Annotated in this window: 14 protein-coding genes; 6 read left to right on the top strand and 8 right to left on the bottom strand. The window is 67.1% G+C overall.

Annotated elements, in window-relative coordinates; translation table 11 throughout:
- The first annotated feature begins 125 nt into the window (after nucleotides 1-125).
- Together LJ656_RS09085 and LJ656_RS09090 are read left to right on the top strand one after the other, a co-directional pair.
- Nucleotides 126-677: a lecithin retinol acyltransferase family protein gene (locus LJ656_RS09085; RefSeq protein WP_230508955.1), complete on the top strand. Its 552-nt coding sequence runs from the start codon at nucleotides 126-128 to the stop codon at nucleotides 675-677.
- Nucleotides 678-758: 81 nt separating this feature from the next.
- Nucleotides 759-1,007, top strand: a complete 249-nt coding sequence (locus tag LJ656_RS09090) for a hypothetical protein (protein ID WP_230508956.1) — start codon at nucleotides 759-761, stop codon at nucleotides 1,005-1,007.
- 34 nt (nucleotides 1,008-1,041) lie between these two features.
- Here LJ656_RS09090 and LJ656_RS09095 read toward each other — a convergent pair whose 3' ends face one another.
- Nucleotides 1,042-1,917, bottom strand: a complete 876-nt coding sequence (locus LJ656_RS09095; RefSeq protein ID WP_230508957.1) for a LysR family transcriptional regulator — start codon at nucleotides 1,915-1,917, stop codon at nucleotides 1,042-1,044.
- A gap of 366 nt (nucleotides 1,918-2,283) precedes the next feature.
- Here LJ656_RS09095 and LJ656_RS09100 point away from each other — a divergent pair, with 366 nt between their 5' ends.
- Nucleotides 2,284-2,775: a DUF4126 domain-containing protein gene (locus LJ656_RS09100; protein ID WP_230508958.1), complete on the top strand. Its 492-nt coding sequence runs from the start codon at nucleotides 2,284-2,286 to the stop codon at nucleotides 2,773-2,775.
- Between the two features lie 102 nt (nucleotides 2,776-2,877).
- Here the strand turns inward: LJ656_RS09100 and tehA are convergent, their stop codons facing one another.
- The 7 genes from tehA to LJ656_RS09135 form a co-directional block, all read right to left on the bottom strand.
- Nucleotides 2,878-3,957 carry a dicarboxylate transporter/tellurite-resistance protein TehA gene (gene tehA / locus LJ656_RS09105; RefSeq protein WP_230508959.1) on the bottom strand — a complete coding sequence of 360 codons (1,080 nt, stop codon included), beginning with the start codon at nucleotides 3,955-3,957 and terminating at the stop codon, nucleotides 2,878-2,880.
- Nucleotides 3,958-4,133: 176 nt separating this feature from the next.
- Nucleotides 4,134-4,484 (bottom strand): response regulator, encoded by a 351-nt coding sequence (locus LJ656_RS09110; RefSeq protein WP_230508960.1) that lies wholly within the window; start codon nucleotides 4,482-4,484, stop codon nucleotides 4,134-4,136.
- A gap of 6 nt (nucleotides 4,485-4,490) precedes the next feature.
- A complete protein-coding gene (locus tag LJ656_RS09115; protein ID WP_230508961.1) occupies nucleotides 4,491-6,044 on the bottom strand; it encodes an ATPase domain-containing protein in 1,554 nt (517 codons plus the stop codon).
- 341 nt (nucleotides 6,045-6,385) lie between these two features.
- A complete protein-coding gene (locus LJ656_RS09120; RefSeq protein WP_230508962.1) occupies nucleotides 6,386-8,164 on the bottom strand; it encodes a tannase/feruloyl esterase family alpha/beta hydrolase in 1,779 nt (592 codons plus the stop codon).
- Between the two features lie 33 nt (nucleotides 8,165-8,197).
- Complete coding sequence (locus LJ656_RS09125) at nucleotides 8,198-9,337, bottom strand: porin (protein WP_230508963.1); 1,140 nt, start codon at nucleotides 9,335-9,337, stop codon at nucleotides 8,198-8,200.
- Nucleotides 9,338-9,428: 91 nt separating this feature from the next.
- Entirely contained in the window at nucleotides 9,429-10,601 is a 1,173-nt protein-coding gene (gene mhpT, locus LJ656_RS09130) for a 3-(3-hydroxy-phenyl)propionate transporter MhpT (RefSeq protein WP_230509407.1), read from the bottom strand.
- A gap of 426 nt (nucleotides 10,602-11,027) precedes the next feature.
- A complete protein-coding gene (locus LJ656_RS09135) occupies nucleotides 11,028-11,498 on the bottom strand; it encodes a MarR family winged helix-turn-helix transcriptional regulator (RefSeq protein WP_230508964.1) in 471 nt (156 codons plus the stop codon).
- 167 nt (nucleotides 11,499-11,665) lie between these two features.
- Here LJ656_RS09135 and LJ656_RS09140 point away from each other — a divergent pair, with 167 nt between their 5' ends.
- The 3 genes from LJ656_RS09140 (at nucleotide 11,666) to LJ656_RS09150 (ending at nucleotide 16,035) form a co-directional block, all read left to right on the top strand.
- Nucleotides 11,666-12,493 (top strand): p-hydroxycinnamoyl CoA hydratase/lyase, encoded by an 828-nt coding sequence (locus tag LJ656_RS09140; protein ID WP_075304605.1) that lies wholly within the window; start codon nucleotides 11,666-11,668, stop codon nucleotides 12,491-12,493.
- A gap of 58 nt (nucleotides 12,494-12,551) precedes the next feature.
- Nucleotides 12,552-14,003 carry an aldehyde dehydrogenase gene (locus LJ656_RS09145; protein WP_230508965.1) on the top strand — a complete coding sequence of 484 codons (1,452 nt, stop codon included), beginning with the start codon at nucleotides 12,552-12,554 and terminating at the stop codon, nucleotides 14,001-14,003.
- A gap of 118 nt (nucleotides 14,004-14,121) precedes the next feature.
- On the top strand, nucleotides 14,122-16,035 hold the full coding sequence (locus tag LJ656_RS09150; RefSeq protein WP_230508966.1) for a feruloyl-CoA synthase: 1,914 nt from the start codon (nucleotides 14,122-14,124) through the stop codon (nucleotides 16,033-16,035).
- Nucleotides 16,036-16,045: the final 10 nt, after the last annotated feature.

Below are 16,045 nucleotides of genomic sequence, written 5' to 3' on the forward strand. Positions count from 1 at the left end.
ACAGACACCGCTTCAGGAAACCGCTCGGTAAGCCGTAAACCCCGTAAACAAGGGCTTTTCGGCGCATGGCCCGGATGATGCAAAAGCTGTCGCAACAGTGTTGGAACTTGCGAACGAGGCCAGTCATGAACACCGCAACGCGCGATCCCCGCCACGAAGCTTTCGAAGCTGGCACCGCCGGCGCCGCCAAAGCGTCGACGATCGATCTGCCGATCGGCGCCCATCTGGTCACCCAACGCAACGGCTACGAGCATCACGGCATCTACGTCGGCAATGGCCGCGTGGTGCATTACTCGGGCTTCGCCAGTTCCGCGCATCGCGGGCCGGTCGAGGAAGTCGAACTCGCGCGCTTCGCGGCCGGTCATCCGCTGTCGATCCGCGCGACGCCGTCCGCGCTCTACGTCGGCGCCGAAGCGGTGAGCCGCGCGCGCTCGCGCCTGGGCGAAAACCGCTACCGCCTGCTGACCAACAACTGCGAACACTTTTGCGCATGGTGCCTGCTCGGCGAAAGCCGCAGCGAACAGGTGGATGGGTGCCTGCGCCATCCGCGCGCCGGCATGCGCGCGCTGCTGTGCCTCGTGAAGGCGTTCGTCGAAAGCGGCGCACGGCACGGGGCGGCGCGCGGCGAATCCGCATTCCACGGCGCGCAGTTCGAACAAGCCGCCCAGATCGCGTGAACGCAGCGCCGGCGACGCACACCGCAACACAGCACAAAGCAGTACAGCGCTTCGCGCGCGAGACGATTCGAGGAGAGCATCATGGTTGCCGGAGAAAAAAGCTTGCACTGGGCCGTCGATAAATGGCTCGCGCCCACTCCGTCGATGCCCGCGCGCGTCGTCCAGTTCTGCCACCGCGCATCGCAACATCGCTATGTGTGCGTGCAGACGCTGAAACCGGAAGGATTGCTGTCGATTTTCTTCTTCCGCCATCGCGACGGCTCGTGGAACGTGTTCCCGCCGCAAGCCGAGCGTCCGGCGATGAACGGCCACTGCCGCAGCGCCGCATAGTCGCCCAGGCTCACGCTCCAATTCAGGCTCGAGCTCAGGCGCGAGCGGCCGCCGCCTCCTTGACGATCCACTGACTGAACAGCACCATCGCCGGCGTCATCGGCTTGCCCTTCAGACTGGTCAGCCAGTAACTGCCCGCATGAACCTCCACGTCGAACGGGCGCACCAGCCGCCCGCTGTTGACCTCGTGCTCGAACATCGACACCGGCGCGAGCGCGATCCCGGCGCCCTGCATCGCCGCTTCCACCATCAGCCGCGACGAATCGAACACCGGCCCACGCACCGGCCGCGGCGCGATCCCGGCGGCCGCGAACCAGTTCATCCAGTCATCCGCGCGATACGAGCGCAGCAAGGTTTCGTTCGCGAGATCGTCGGGGCGTGACAGGCGCGCAGCGATTTCCGGCGTGCACAGCAGCGCGAGCGGTGCGTCGAGCAGGCGGGTCGCGAGCGAGCCGGGCCAGGTTCCGTCGCCGAAACGGATCGCGAAGTCGAGGCCCTCGGTCGCGAGATCGACGAGATTGTTGTTGGTCAGCAGCCGGAGTTCGACGAACGGATGCGCGTCGCGAAACGATCTCAGGCGCGGCATCAACCAGCCGACCGCGAAAGTGCCGACCACGCTGATCGTCAGTACTTCGTGGAAGTGGCCGCCCTCGAACTGCTTGAGCACCGCCTCGATGCGATCGAACGCATCGGACAGCACCGGGCGCAGCGCGAGTCCTTCGTCGGTCATCGCGAGGCCGCGCGGCAGGCGCTTGAACAGCGCGGTGCCGAGCCGCTCTTCGAGCGAGCGGACCTGCTGGCTCACGGCCGCCTGGGTCACGTTCAATTCCTGCGCGGCGCGCGTGAAGCTCAGATGCCGCGCGGACGATTCGAACGCGCGCAGCGCGTTCAGCGGGAGATACGGTCTCATGTTCCAGGTATTAGATTTTTTTGTGAGTCGGCTAACTTATCACCGTTTGCCGGCGGCGCGCGGAAAATCGGTGGCCGTGTCCCGCGCCCGTCGACGCTCGTCTGTGCCCGCCGACTGTGCGACACTAGGGGCCGCATCGACGGACGCAGCCGTCCATCGCGCACTGTTTCGCGCGCAGGGTGGACGAGGCGGCGGCAACGAAGTGGCGCTCGTGAGCAACAGCAACGCGCGAACGTGGCCTGCCCCGATGCAGTGGTGAGAAGTTGACTGTGCAGATGGAATGCTCGACAGGTCCTGCCGACGTTCGTCCACGTAAAACGTCGGCCTGTTCAACAGTGCATCATTGCCCTCGTTCAGGAGTCCACTATGTCCGTGTACGTTCTGGCCTTGCTCATCGGTATCGTCGCCGGCCTGCGCGCGATGACCGCTCCCGCCGCTGTCAGCTGGGCCGCGCGGCTCGGATGGTTGCCGCTGCAAGGCACGTCGCTCGCCTTCTTCGGCTTCGCCGCCACGCCGTACATCTTCACCCTGCTGGCGCTCCTCGAACTGATCACCGATCAACTCCCCGAAACCCCTAGTCGCAAGGTGCCGTTGCAGTTCGGCGCGCGCATCGTCCTGGGCGCGTTGAGCGGCGCGGCGATCAGCGGCGTGCATGGCGGGCTGGCGGGCGGCTCGCTGGTCGGTGTGCTGGGCGCGGTGGTCGGGGCGGTCGGCGCGGTGCTCGGCACGCTCGGCGGCGCGAAGGCGCGCGCGGCGCTGGCCAATATGTTCGGGCGCGATGCGCCGGCGGCGCTGATCGAGGACGTGGTCGCGATCGTCGGCGCGGCGCTGATCGTAGTATCGCTGCACGGGTTCTGACAGATGCGCGAAAGCGGCGGGATGCGTAGTGCGTCGCCGCCGCGTTGCTTTGTTTAGCGTGCCGAAACGATCCGGCTGGCCGCTTCGCCGCCTTGCGCGTCGTTATTGAACGCGGGCCACCCGCGGGCTTGTCGCGATGCGCTTCGCCGGACCGGTAGCGGAAGCCGCGGCGGTAGTCGAGGCCGGCGCGCTCGCCGCGGGCGGAATCAGCTTGCCTTGCACCAGCAGTCCCAGCGTCTTTACCACCAGGATCGCGATGATCGCGTTCGCGGCGACGAACAGTACCGGCGCGGCCCATTCGAGCGGACCGGTCGCGCCGCGTTCGAGCAGGCGCAGCACCATCGTCGGCAGCGCGGCGACGCCGAAGCTGAACGCCCAGTAGCCGGCCACGAACGCCTGGCGGCGAATCCACGGCAGCAGACGCAGCAGCAACAAGCCTTGATACAGGCCGTAGCCGAGCAGCGCGTAAGCGAACAGATCGGGTGCGCCGCTGGTCAGGCTCAGGTACGCGACTCCACCGACGACCGGCGGCGCGAGCTGGATGCCGAGCGTCGGACGCAGTGCTTCGGGCAGCGGTTCATGCACGGCGGCGCGCTGCAGGATCATCGATTCGAGCGCGAGCCAGGCCAGCGCGCCGGCGCCGAAAAACAGTTCGCCGAGCTGATGAAAACCGAACGCCGCCGAACTCGTCGCCGCGACGAAGCCGGCGCCGACCGTCGGCAGATAGATCGCCGGGGTGGTCAGTTCGGGTTGGCGGCCGCCTTGCCACAGCTTGCCTTGCAGGTAGACGCCGAGCGCGAGTTGCGCGAGCGTCGCGACGCCGTACAGGCTCAGCGCGAGCGTATGCGCATACGGTTGCAGCAGTTGCGCCGCGAGCAGCGTCGCCACCGGCGCGAGCGCGACGAACGACGATTGCACCGGATGTTCGAGTTCCGCGCGGGCCTCGGCGGTGTGAGCGAACCACTTGTGCGCGTAAGCGGCCAGCAGGACGAGCCAGAGCGCGAGCGCGGCGACCGTCAGCGCGGTTCCCGCGATGGCGGGCAGATCCCACACGCGGATCGCGACGCGCCACAGATTGGCGAACGCGAGCGCGCCCACCGCGATCCCGAAGAAGCCAGCGGGGATTGCACCCCCGTTGGAACCACCTTTAGCACTACGAGTAGCACCACGATTGCCGTTCATGACCGGGCTCCTGAAGTTGCGTCGCGCTGCGCGGTTCAGGCTTCGCGCGAACGATGGCTCACTTTAAGAGGCGGCGGTCAAACGTAGAACGCTGGCGACGCTCGACCAATAGCGCGAGCGTCTCAAGCTGATTGCGGGTTAGCGGGCTGCCGGTGACGCGCAATGACGCGCCGCTCTTACGGGCCCATCCGCACGAGCATGGACAGCAACTGGTCGAACGACAGCGGTTTGCGCGCGTACGCAATGTGGGGATTCGGTTGCGCGGGCAGGTCGGCGGCCGCGCTGCACAGGATGATCGGGATTTCGCGCAAGTCGGCATCCGCGTTTAGCGCCGCGCACAGCTCGGTGCCGGACATCACCGGCATCATGCAGTCGGACACGATGATGTCGGGGCGGCTCGTGCGCACCAGTTCGAGCGCGACCGCTCCGTTGGACGCGGTCAGCACGGTGTAGCCGTGCCGCTCCAGCAGCAGCCGCCAGACCGTCAGGATGTCGAACTCGTCGTCCACCACCAGAATGGTTTTCATGGGCGCCTAGGTTGGGCGCCGCGTTTGCAGCGTGGCCGGCAGTCCGGCCGGCGACGGCGAACCGGCGGTCGTGGGTGGACCGTCGATCACGTCGAGACCTTGCGACGAAATCTCCAGCTCGCGCAGCGATGTGTCGTGCGCGCTTTCGCGTTGCTTGACCACCGAGATCATCCGTCGCAAGCCGTGCTCCGTCGTCTCCGCGTAGCGCAGCAGGATCAGGTTCTCGGTCAGCGCCGAGACCCGCACCGCGCGGCCGTGACCGGGGTCCGCGTAGAGCGGCAGCTCCTCGGTGACGAGCGTCGTGACGGCCGCCTCGCGCAGCTGATGCAGCAGCGCGTTGAGAAACAGCCCGAAACGCTCGGTGCGCAGCGCCGAATCGCGGAAGCCTTCGACCCCGTCGATCACGATGCGCGTCGCGCCGGTCTCGCGGACGGTGGCGAGCGCGTTGGCCGCGACCTCGTCGACCGCGAGTTCGATCGCCGGTTGCCAGTTCACCACGAGGCGGCCGTCCCGCCACGCGTCGGCGAGCGGGATCGATACCGCTTCGGCCTTGCCGATCAGCCGCTGCGGTCCTTCGTAGAAGCCCAGATACACGCAGCGCTCGCCGCGTGCGAGGCCGGCGGCCAGAAACTGCAGACACAGCAGCGTTTTGCCGACCCCGGACGGGCCGATCAGCGTGGTGGTCGAGCCTTGCGCGAAGCCGCCGCCGAGCAGATTGTCCAGGTGCGGCAAGCCGAAGCCGAGGCGCGCTTTCAGATCGACCGGGCCGGGCGGCGCGGCGCACTGCGCCTCGAGCCGCGGGAACATCAGCAGCCCGCTTTCGGCGATGCGGAAGAAGTGCTTGCCCATCAGATGGTTGCGCGCGCGCATCTTGTGCACTTCGATTTCGCGCGCGCGGCGCATCCCGTCGCTGTAGCGGTTCAGCTCGATCAGCCCGTCGACCAGCGTGTGTTCGGGGTGCGGCTCGTTGCCGGACAGCGGCGCGAGCAGCAGCGTCGTGCAGTCGAGCGCGGCGACCAGCGCGTTCAGTTCGTGGATGAACTTCGACAGCGACAGCTCGGTTTCGCTGAATTCGCGCGCGCTGCGAAAGCCGTCGATGATCATCAGGCTCGGCCGGTAGTCGTAGATGCTCGACGCGATCAGCTTCAGAAAGCCGTCGAGGCCGTCCTTCATCAGCTCGTGATAGCCGGACACGAACAGCATTTGCTGCGCGACCGCGGTTTCGTCGAAGAAGCTCAAGCCTTTCAGATGAGCGAGCAGTTTGTCGTGCGACTCGGCGATCAGCGTCATGTACAGCACCTTCTCGCCCTGGCGGACCCGGTGAAAGCCGATCTGGCTCGACAGGATCGTCTTGCCGGCGCCCGCCATCCCTTCCAGCAGATAGACGCCGCCGCTCACCAGTCCGCCGCCGAGAATTTCGTCGAAGCCGGGCACGCCGGTTTCGACATTGCGTCGCGCCGCGTCGCGCCGGGTCTCGCCCGGCCGGTCACGGTCGGGTCGGGCCGCGTCGGACCGCGCCGCTGCGGACGAGGAAGACGGGTTGGATGCGTCGGTAGTCATTGTCGATGTGTAGTTCAAGGTGCACTGAAAACGACGGTTGGTCGTGACCGTCTGATGCTCAACCTAGCGGCGGCAGCAATCCGCGTTCCCGGACGGGCGGCGGCGCGAGGCAACGCGCAATGCGGGGGATTCTATCTGGGGCCGGGACGCTTGGCGAACCGGTGTGCAGGGCGGGGGAAAGGCGGGGGGGAAGGCGGAGGGAAAGGTGCGGGCGGGCAGGGGGCAAAGCAGAGTGAGCGGGCGGCGGTTCTTCGCTACCCGGTCGATCCTGCAAACGCTGTAACGCGGGTGGAACACACTGCCGCGCATGCCGGGTTCGGCATGCGCGAGCGCACTGCTAGTTAACTACAGGTGAAGCTGCTGGCCGAATCGACGTTGCCGCCCGTATAGCGCGCGACCTTCGGATACGGACACAGCGGCCGCGTGCGTCCGGCGCCCCAACTCGACGGCACGTCGCTGTTCGGCACCGCGCTGCTCGCATCGCGCGCGGTCGCGATCACGCTGTCGGGCGCCTTGCCCTGTTCGACCCACGCGATCATCGGCGTCAGCATGTCGAACTGGTCGGTGCTCGGGCCGCCGCTGCAATGGTTCATCCCGGCGATCGTGTAGAGCCGCGCGAAGTTCGTCGCGTCGCCGGCGTTCGCGGTGCTCAGACGCTGATACCAGTCGGTCGTGTCGTTCGACGAAAACACCGGGTCGCTGGTGCCGTGATAGACGATCAGCTTGGCGCCGCGCTGCTTCAGCGCGCTCAGATTGGTCTCGTCCGGCGGCGTCATGAACGACCACGACGACTCGGTGTACACGCCGCCCGTCGCGAAGATTTTCGGCGCGTCGGTGTCCATGCTGAAGTTCAGCGCATAGGACGGCAACTGGCTCAGAATCGACGCGCTTTGCGGCAGCGTCGTGAACGTGAACGCCGCGGCGGCCGGGTCGAGCGTGATCGAGTTCGACTGCTTCCATGCCGACCAGCCGCCGCCGAGCCCGGCGTCGTACGGGAAGCTCGCATACAGCGCGTGGCCGGCGCTGTCGCGCGCGCCCGCGAACAGGTTGCCGATCGCGTCCTTCTGCGCGGTGGTCAGGCAGGTGCCGTCGCGCGTGTTGTTGGTGCAGGTCGGCACGTCGTTGGCGAGGCTGAAGTTCGCCTGGCAGGCCTTGATGTCCTGGATCAGACCGTCGGTCGCGCCGTCGAGCGCATCGCATTTGGCGAGGATTTTTGCCGCGACCATCGCCCGTTCGGCCGCCGTGAAGCCGGTCGTGATGTCGGGCAGCCCGGCCGGGGTCGTGGCGGTCGCGACTTTCGCGAGCTGCTGCGCGCCCCACATTTCGCCGATCGCCGCCTTCGGCAGATGAAAGCCCGGATCGCCGGCGATGATGCCGTCGTATTCGGCCGACGAACGCGCGGCCGCGACCAGCGCGTGCCGGCCGCCGTTCGAGCAACCTTCGAAGTAGCTGCGGTCCGGAGCCTTGCCGTAAGCGAGCTTGATCACCTGCTTGGCCATCGGCGTGAGCGTCGCGACCGCGTTGTAGCCGTAATCGAGACGCGCCTGCGGGTCCAGACCGAACAGCGGATTTTGCGACGAGCTGTGGCCGGCATCCGAGCTGATCACCGCGAAGCCCATGTTCAGCGCGTCGTTGGTCGCGCCGCCGCCGCCGATCTCGCCGGTCGCGGTGACCACGTTGCCGTCCAGACCGCCGTTGGCCTGATAGAAGAAACGGCCGTTCCACGCGAGCGGCAGGCGCATCTCGAAGCCGATCGCGTAGGTCTTGCCGTCGACGCTGCTCACGCGCTGATTCATGTTGCCCTGAATCAGGCAGTGCTCGGCGATCGGTTTGCCGCTTACCGTCAACGTGCCGGCGGCGACGTCGGTGACCGTCGTGAAGGTGGTGTTCGCGAACGACAGCTTCGCGGCGAGCGCCGCGCAGGTGCCGGCGAGCGTGCCGGGCGTGGCCGCGCTCAGTTGCGGCAGCGCGGTCGCGCTGGCGCTGGTGCCGGTGCTGCCGGTGCCGGTGCCGCTAGTGCCGTTGTTGCTCGTGTTCGTCGAGCCGTCGTGATTGCTGCCGCCGCACGCGGCGAGCGCGAGCGCCGCGGCCGCCGCGATTGCGATAGAAGTGCATTTCATCCGATGTCTCCTGTCGTTGTCAGCTGCTTGTCGTTAGAAAGAGTGACGCAGGCCCAGCATCACGCCGGTCTGGTTCGCGCCGGCCGCCGGCGTGGTGCCGCCGCCGCCGCCGCTGACCGAGTAGCGCGCCTTCGCGCTGTTGCCGAGATACGAGGCCTGCGCATAGACCGCGGTGCGCTTGGACAGCAGATAGGTCGAGCGCAGCGTGCCCATCGTCGCGCGGGTGTCGTGCTGCTCGTTGTCGATGTGATAGACCTCGCCGTCGACGATGAACGCCGGCGTCACGTAGTACGACGCGCCGACGAAGAACAGATTCGAGCGCACGTCGGGCAACGCGGCCGCGGCCGTGTCGACGCGGCGGTTCAGCCAGCCGGCGCCGAGCTTGAGCTTGTCGATATTCACGTACGCGCTCACGTGCGCGCGGCTGTCCTTGTCGGCTGCGCTGGTCAGCGGGATCGGCGCGACGCCGTCGAAGAAGTTCGCCGCCGCGGTCGCGCCGCCGCGCAGCTCTTCATACGAGGCCGCGACGCCGAACACCGGCGCGTCGTACTTCAGCATCACCGACCACTCGCGGCACTCGGTCGGACGGCCCGCCACCGAGCCGGTACAGGTGCCTTGGCCCGGCGAGTTGCCGGTGCCCGCCGCGTCGCGGCCGAACGAGTAATTCGCGCCGAACGTGACGCCCGACCACGTGCCCGTATAGGCGACCGAATTGTCGACGCGCGCATTCGGGATGTACGCGTCGAGCGAGCCGAGACCGTAGATGTCCGGACCGATGATGTCCGCGCCGAGCAGCGCGTAGTAGGTCATCGTGTATTGACGGCCGAAGCTGAGCGTGCCGTACGGGCTCTTCACGCCGACCAGCGCCTGGCGCCCGAACAGCCGGCCGCCCTGGCCGGAGTCGCCGCCGCGCAGATTGAAGCCGCTTTCCAGCGTGAAGATCGCGCTGTAACCGCCGCCGAGGTCCTCGTTGCCCCGCAAACCCCAGCGCGACGGAAATTCGCCGGTGACGCCCGGCATGCGGACCACGCTGTTGCCCGCGGCATTCGCGTGCGAAACATATTCGATGCCGGTATCGACGATGCCGTACAGCGTGACGCTCGATTGCGCTGCTGCCGCGCCGCTGACGGCGCACAACGCGCCGCAAAGCAGAAGGCGTGCGGATGCTTGCATGGGTGTAGTCTCCAGACCGTTGATAAAAATGTTGTTGTGTTTGGGTAGTTGTTATGTGTCCACACGCCGTGGGCTGCGCGGCGGGCTTGGTTCAGTCCTCGGCGCGCGGGCGGCGCAGCAACATCAGCGCGGCCCCGGCGGCGATCACGGTGACCGGAATGCTCGCGCCGATCACCGTCGACGAACTGCGGCCCATCGCCAGCAACGCGCCCGCGGCGAGCGGCCCGACCACCGAACCGATGCGGCCGACGGCCACTGCCGCGCCGACTCCGGTGCCGCGCATCGCGGTCGGATAGAACGCGGCGGACAGCGCGTACAGCACCGATTGACCGCCGACCACGAAGGTGCCGGCGAAGAACGCCGCGGCCACCAGCGCGCCGAACCCGGGCGATACAGCAAGCCCCGCGAGCGACGCGATGATCCCGACATACATGCCGGCGACCACGACGCTCTGGCGAATCCGGTCCATCAGCATGCCGATGAAGAGCGTGCCGAGACCGCCGCCGATGTTGAAGAAGATCTGCACGGTGCCGACTTCGGGGCGCGACAGCCCGCGCGAGGCCATTAGCGACGGCAGCCAGTTGAGCAGGAAATACAGCACGATCAGCGTGCAGAAGTAGCTGACCCAGATCTGCACGGTGGACGGGCCGCGGCTGTCGCCGAACAGCACGTTGCCGATCGGCGCGGGCTTCAGGCGGCCGTCGTGCGAGGCCTTCGCGAACGCGCTCGAATCGCGCAGGAACAGCATCAGCAGCGGCACCAGCAACAGCGGTCCGACGCCGCCGACGTAGAAGATGTGGCGCCAGTCGCCGTCGCCCGCGCTCATTACGCCGATCACCGACGCGATCGCGCCGCCGAACGGAATGCCGCAATACATCACGCTGACCGCGGTGCCGCGCCGGTGCGGCTCGACCGCTTCCGACGACAACGCGATCAGGTTCGGCAACGCGCCGCCCAGACCGATGCCGGTCAACACGCGCACCAGCACCAGCGTGTGAAAGTCGCTGACCAGCGCGGTCATGATCGACAGCAGTCCGAACAGAGAGGCCGAGATCAACAGCACCCGCTTGCGGCCGATCCGGTCGGCGAGCCGGCCGCCGAACATCGCGCCGGGCAGCAGCCCGAAGGTGCCGGCGCTGAACGCGAGCCCCATCTGCCCGACCGACAGGCCGAACTCGCGGGCCATGCGCGGCGCGGCGACGCCGACCGATTGCAGATCGAGCCCTTCGAGCAGCGCGATCGCGAAACACAGGCCGAGCGTCAGCGCGACGCCGCCTGGCGCGGAAGCGGACGATGCGGCTGGGTCGGTGGAAGAAAACGTTCCGGCTCTTTTCACGTTAGTGATCCTTATTAAATGGCGTGGCTTTCCGGTGCAGCGTGTGGCGTGGTGCTGCGAACAGCGGCCGGGCGCGTGTGCGCATGGCCGCGCCGCGCCGTCCGGATAAGCGGAGGGCGGCGGTGGTGCGGGATTCAGACTGGCATCAAGGTCGGGGCGCGACGCTTGCGAACCGCGCGGCTCGCCGCGCACCGGTTCGATGCTGGCGGGCTGGCGCGCTTGCTCCGGGACGACGCGGCGAGTAGCCGGCCGTGCCGTCGTGGGATGGATTTAATATCAGGTAGGCTGATAAAACAAGCGTTAGCTGTTCGGTGAAAACACCTAGTAAGCCGGAAGTAGAAGGGGTTGCAGCGGTTAGCCGCGCAGATTGCGCACGAACGCTTCGAGGTGCTGTTGCACGCCGGCGGCGGTGTCGACGCCGATGTCGTCGAGCATCTGTTTTTCGATCGCCTTGACCGCCTGCTCGCATTCGCGCAGCACCGCGCGGCCGTCGTCGGTCAGTTGCAGCAGCACGATGCGGCCGTGGCTCGGGTCCGGTTCGCGGCTCACCCAGTTGCGCGCCGACATCGCGTTCATCACTTCGTTGGCCGATTGCGGCGTGATGAACGAGCGCTCGGCGACCTGCGCGTTCGACGCCCGGCCGTTCGCGTCGAGCACCGACAGCGCGGTGAACTGCGCGAGCGTGAGGCCGAGCGGCGCGAGCGCTTCGCTCATGCGGCGCCGCAAGATGCGGTCGAGACTGCCGATCACGTAGGTCAGGCGCAGGCTCGGGCGGCGGTGGCGGGCGGTGCCCGCATCGGCGGACGGCTTCGGATTCTTGTTCATGGCGTACCGGGGGGAAGGTCTAGCCCGCATCTTAGCGTGTCGCGCGGCGCAAACCGGTGCTAGGGGTTTGCACCGAGGCCCCGAAATTCCACTTTACATATCAGGCAGCCTGATATTAAATGCACTCAACCGGCCGCCGTCGCGGTCACCGTTCACGGAGAAAGCAGATGAATTACGAAGGTCGTTGGAAAGCCGTCAAGGTCGAAGTCGCGGAAGGTATCGCCTGGATCAAGTTCAACCGTCCGGAGAAGCGCAATGCGATGAATCCGACGCTGAACCGCGAGATGATCGAAGTACTCGAAGCGGTCGAGCTCGACGCCGAAGCGCAGGTGGTCGTGCTGACCGGTGAAGGCGATGCGTGGACCGCCGGGATGGATCTGAAGGAGTACTTCCGCGAAGTCGACGCGGGCCCGGAAATCCTGCAGGAAAAGATTCGCCGCGACGCATCGCGCTGGCAGTGGCAATTGCTGCGCATGTACTCGAAGCCGACCATCGCGATGGTCAACGGCTGGTGCTTCGGTGGCGGCTTCTCGCCGCTGGTCGCCTGCGATCTGGCGATCGCCGCGGACGAAGCGGTGTTCGGTCTGTCGGAAATCAACTGGGGCATCCCGCCGGGCAACCTGGTCAGCAAGGCGATGGCCGACACGGTCGGGCATCGTCGGGCGCTCCACTACATCATGACCGGCGACACGTTCACCGGCCCGCAGGCCGCCGAGATGGGCCTCGTCAACAAGAGCGTGCCGCGTGCGCAACTGCGCGAGGAAACGGTCGCGCTGGCCGCCAAGCTGCTCAACAAGAACCCGGTGGTGCTGCGCAACGCGAAGATCGGTTTCAAGCGCAGCCGCGAATTGACGTGGGAGCAGAACGAAGACTATCTGTACGCGAAGCTCGATCAGGCGCAACTGCGCGATCCGGAGCACGGCCGCGAGCAGGGTCTGAAGCAGTTCCTCGACGACAAGTCGATCAAGCCGGGCCTGCAGGCGTACAAGCGCTAAGCCGCCTGTCTGTTTAAATCTGAATAACACCCACCGAGACAGGCGAGGAGACGAGGCGATGCAGGACGTAACTCTATTGATCGACGGCAAGAGCCGCGGCGCGTCGGACGGCAGGACCTTCGAGCGGATCAACCCGGCGAACGGCCGCGTCGCGTCTCGCGCGGCGGCGGCGACGCTGGCCGATGTGGACGCGGCGGTCGAAGCGGCGGCGCGCGCATTCCCCGCATGGTCGGCGCTCGCGCCGGGCGAGCGGCGCAAGCGCCTGCTGGCCGCCGCCGATCTGATGGATGCGCGAGCCGGGCAGTTCATCGAAACCGGCCTCGCCGAAACCGGCGCGATGCCGAACTGGTACGGCTTTAACGTGATGCTCGCGGCCAACATGCTGCGCGAAGCCGCCGCGATGACCACGCAGATCGACGGCGACGTGATTCCGTCGAACGTGCCGGGCAGTCTCGCGATGGCGGTACGCCAGCCGTGCGGCGTGGTGCTCGGGATGGCGCCGTGGAACGCGCCGGTGATTCTCGGCACCCGTGCGCTGGCCATGCCGCTCGCATGCGGCAACACGGTCGTGTTCAAGGCGTCCGAGGGTTGTCCGGGCGTGCATCGGTTGATCGGCGCCGTGCTGCATGATGCCGGTCTCGGCGACGGCGTCGTCAACGTGATCACGCATTCGGCCGAAGACGCGCCCGCGGTGGTCGAGCGGCTGATCGCGCATCCGGCGGTGCGGCGCGTAAACTTCACCGGCTCGACGCGGGTCGGGCGGATCGTCGCGCAACACGCGGCGCAGCATCTGAAGCCGGCGCTGCTCGAACTCGGCGGCAAGGCACCGGTGCTGGTGCTCGACGACGCGGATCTGGACGCGGCGGTCGAAGGGATCGCGTTCGGCGCGTTCTTCAATCAAGGGCAAATCTGCATGTCGACCGAGCGCGTGATCGTCGATCGCAAGGTGGCCGATGCGTTCGTCGAGAAGCTTGCCGCGAAGGCGCGTACGCTGAAGGCGGGCGACCCGGCCGCCGCGGATTCGGTGCTCGGCCTGCTCGAAAGCGAGGCGGCCGCGCGGCGCGTGCAGGCGCTGGTCGAAGACGCGCGCGAGAAGGGCGCGCGCCTGCCGGTCGGTTGCACGGTGGAAGGCGCGGCGATGCAGCCGGTGATCGTCGACGGCATTACGCCGGAAATGAAGCTGTATGCGGACGAATCGTTCGGGCCGGTGGTGACGGTGCAGCGCGTCGATAGCGACGACGAAGCGATTCGCGTCGCCAACGACAGCGAATACGGCTTGTCCGCGGCGATTTTCAGCCGCGACGTCGCGCGCGCGTTCAATCTGGCCAAGCGGATCGAATCGGGCATCTGCCACATCAACGGGCCGACCGTGCACGACGAAGCGCAGATGCCGTTCGGCGGCGTGAAGAAGAGCGGTTATGGGCGCTTCGGCAGCAAGGCATCGATTGCCGAATTCACCGATCTGCGCTGGATCACCGTGCAGACCGGACCGCGCCACTATCCGATCTGAAATCGGCGCGGTACCTGTAGGAACCCGAAGTAATCAAGAGACGGCTCCGCGCGACGACGCGGAGCGCCTGCGCGGCGCCGTTAAACGGCGCGCGTGGAACGGACACAGGAGACAGGCTTTGCATTCCGAGCCGACACAAGTAAACAACGCGTCGAACGCCGCCGGCCGGCCGACGCATTACCGCGACGCGCGCATCGGCACGTCGTCGTTGCGTCTGCGGCGCGAAAACGATACGTGGTATCTGCAGGCGGCCGAAACGCTCGGCGAGCATCCGCAACGGATGACCGAGCGGCTCGAAAGCGGCGCGCGCGCGCATCCCGAACGCTGGCTCGCGGCGCGCCGCGGCAGCGATGGACAGTGGGTCGGCCTGAGCTACGCGGCTGCGTTGCAAGGCGCGCGCGCGATCGGCGAAGCGCTGCTCGCGCGCAAGCTGTCGACCGAGCGGCCCATCGCGATTCTGTCGGGCAACGATCTCGACCATCTGCAACTGATGCTCGGCGCGATGTGGGCGGGCGTGCCGTTCGCCTCGATTTCGCCGGCCTATGCGCTCGCTTCCGGCGATTTCGGCAAGCTGCGCCATACGATCGAGCTGCTGACGCCGGGCCTCGTGTTCGTCAGCGACTACGATACGTTCTCCAAAGCGATCGAAGCGGTGGTGCCGGCCGACGTCGAAATCGTCAGCAAGGTGGCGCCGCGCGAGCCGGGCAGCGCGCGCCCGGTGACCGCGTTCGGCGAGCTGCTGAACACCACGCCGGATAAGGTCGACGCGGTGCACGCGGCGATCAGCCCGGATTCGATTGCGAAATTCCTCTTCACGTCGGGCTCGACCAAACTGCCGAAGGCGGTGCCGACCACCCACCGGATGCTGTGCAGCAATCAGCAGATGCTGCTCGAAACCTTCCCCGAGTTCGCGCAGGAGCCGCCGGTGCTGGTCGACTGGCTGCCATGGAATCACACGTTCGGCGGCAGTCACAACATCGGCATCGCGCTGTACAACGGCGGCACGCTGTATATCGACGACGGCAAACCGGTCCCCGGCAAGTTCGACGAAACGCTGCGCAATCTGCGCGAAATCGCGCCGACGATCTATTTCAACGTACCGAAGGGCTGGGAAGAACTGGCGATTGCGCTGGAGCGCGACGCGGCGCTGCGCGAGACGTTTTTCTCGCGCGTGAAGCTGTATTTCTTCTCCGGCGCGGGGTTGTCGCAAGCGGCGTGGGACCGGCTCGAACGCGTGACCGAAACGTATTGCGGCGAGCGCATCCGCATCATGGCGGGGCTCGGCATGACCGAGACGTCGCCGTCGTGTCTGTTCACGACCGGCCCGGTGATGCGCGCCGGCTATATCGGCCTGCCCGCGCACGGCTGCGAGGTCAAGCTCGCGCCGGTCGGCGACAAGCTCGAGGCACGCTATCGCGGCCCGCACGTGATGGCCGGCTACTGGCGCGCGAGCGCGGAGGAATGCCAGGATTCGTTCGACGAGGAAGGGTTCTTCCGCAGCGGCGACGCGGTGCGTTTCGTCGATGTCGAGCAGCCGGAATTGGGGCTGCTGTTCGATGGCCGCATTGCCGAGGACTTCAAGCTCAGTTCGGGCACTTTCGTCAGCGTCGGGCCGATGCGCGCACGGGTGATTTCGGAGGGCGCGCCGTACGTGCAGGACGTGGTCGTGACCGGCATGAATCGCGACGATATCGGGCTGCTGGTGTTTCCGCGGCTCGACGATTGCCGGCGCCTGGCGGGCCTCGGCGGCTCGGCGAGCGCGCGCGAGGTGATGCAGGCGCCGGCGGTACGCGCGCATTTCGCGGCGCTGCTCGAGCGGCTGAACCGCAACGCGACCGGCAGCGCGACCACGATCGCGCGGCTGCGGCTGATGGATGTGCCGCCTTCGCTCGATCTCGGCGAAGTGACCGACAAGGGCTCGATCAACCAGCGCGCCGTGCTGAAGCACCGGGCCGAACTGGTCGACGCGATGTACGACGCGCCGGGGCAGGACGCGGACGTGATCGTTGTGAAAGCGTGCGGTATCGCTTGATATCCGGGTG

Origin of the sequence: Paraburkholderia sejongensis (assembly GCF_020880815.1) — a bacterium.
Classification (GTDB): Bacteria; Pseudomonadota; Gammaproteobacteria; order Burkholderiales; family Burkholderiaceae; genus Paraburkholderia; species Paraburkholderia sejongensis.